This is a genomic window from Snodgrassella sp. B3088 (assembly GCF_026535815.1).
Lineage (GTDB): Bacteria > Pseudomonadota > Gammaproteobacteria > Burkholderiales > Neisseriaceae > Snodgrassella > Snodgrassella alvi_E.
In genome coordinates this window covers 1-1,280 of sequence record NZ_JAFNPG010000021.1, presented here as the reverse complement: position 1 = coordinate 1,280, position 1,280 = coordinate 1, and the positions used below count along the sequence as shown (strand labels likewise).

At 33.9% G+C, this 1,280-nt stretch carries 1 protein-coding gene; it reads right to left on the bottom strand.

The annotated features are described in order from the left end of the window. Positions 1 to 332: 332 nt before the first annotated feature. A complete protein-coding gene (locus tag J3U75_RS09050; RefSeq protein WP_267391632.1) occupies positions 333 to 782 on the bottom strand; it encodes a hypothetical protein in 450 nt (149 codons plus the stop codon). Positions 783 to 1,280 lie beyond the last annotated feature (498 nt).

Here is a 1,280-nt window from a genome sequence, read left to right as displayed (position 1 = left end):
CCCATCCCATTCATCTTTATCACTAAATATATTAAAAAACTCCATCCAATGATTTTTTCTGGATTGCGCTAATGAATACAATCCCTCTTTTATATAGACGCCGAATACTGTATTTTCTTGACTACGTTGTTTTTTGGTTAACATTTCTTTCCACCTGTTTTAGATTTGGTTTTATTTAAATGTTCATCCGCAGCAGCTAAGTATTCTTGCCGCCGTAGATTATTTAGATAAAGCGTACGAAGTTTTGGTTTTCGGTGCGGCTGTCTTGGTTGCGTCTTGTGTCGAGTAGGTCGGCTGCGGCATCAAAGACAAAATTGTATCAACTTTATTTTTTATGTTTGTAAATTTTTTCGGGATAGTCCAAAATCAACATACCCTTCTAAACTTATAACTAGACACCACTTATTTGATGAATCAAAAAAATAATGATGTTGAGGAATATTTTCAACAGCAAACGCAAGAAAATTATCAAATTGTTTATAAGTTAATTGCACTGCAAAATTTAAAGACGAATCATTTATATAATAAATTACTTTACTTTTTTTTATTTCAGAATATATCTCATTATCATATAAGAATTTTTTTATTACCAATACCCAATTAGAATAGTTTCCAAAAAGTTGACTACTTTTATAGTTAATAGTTTTTTTCCAATCAATCTTTGATCCTTTCCAATTAAAAGAATCAGATAATTTATCTGCAATATCTTCCCAATTATCTATTAGTTTTGGTGGGTCAGATAATTGAGAGATTTTTATTTTGATTTCATCATCAAGTGTCACAAATTTCTCCGTGGTTTAGAGGGATGATTAAATAGATTTTGAAGTTTGGTTACTGTGGATTCAGTAGCATTAAATAAGAAATGCTCACCTTTATCTTTTCCGCTAAACACATTTATATGAGCTCCATTTCTTCCATCGCACTCTACTCTAAATCCCGTCTTTCCATTTGCAGTAATCATTCCTACAGGCCTTCTATTTGGTGTTTTTCGATACACCGGCCTAAGGCATCGTAGTGGTAATACTAGGTACAACTGGCGGTCTGTTTGCTGTGGGTACGGCCGTGTGCGTCATAGGTATATTGAAGGCTGCGGACGTATGGTGGTAATTTGTTTACTTAGTTAATTGCAGTGATGGCTGCGTGTGCCTTAAGCATTAGTTTCGCTTAGAAGCATATTCTTAGAACTGTAGCTGAAATGATGTGTTGGCTTCGGCTACGGTCAATGTAATGGTAATTTGGGAAAGATGATAAATTAAAAGCAGATTTGCCCTTCAAAACTT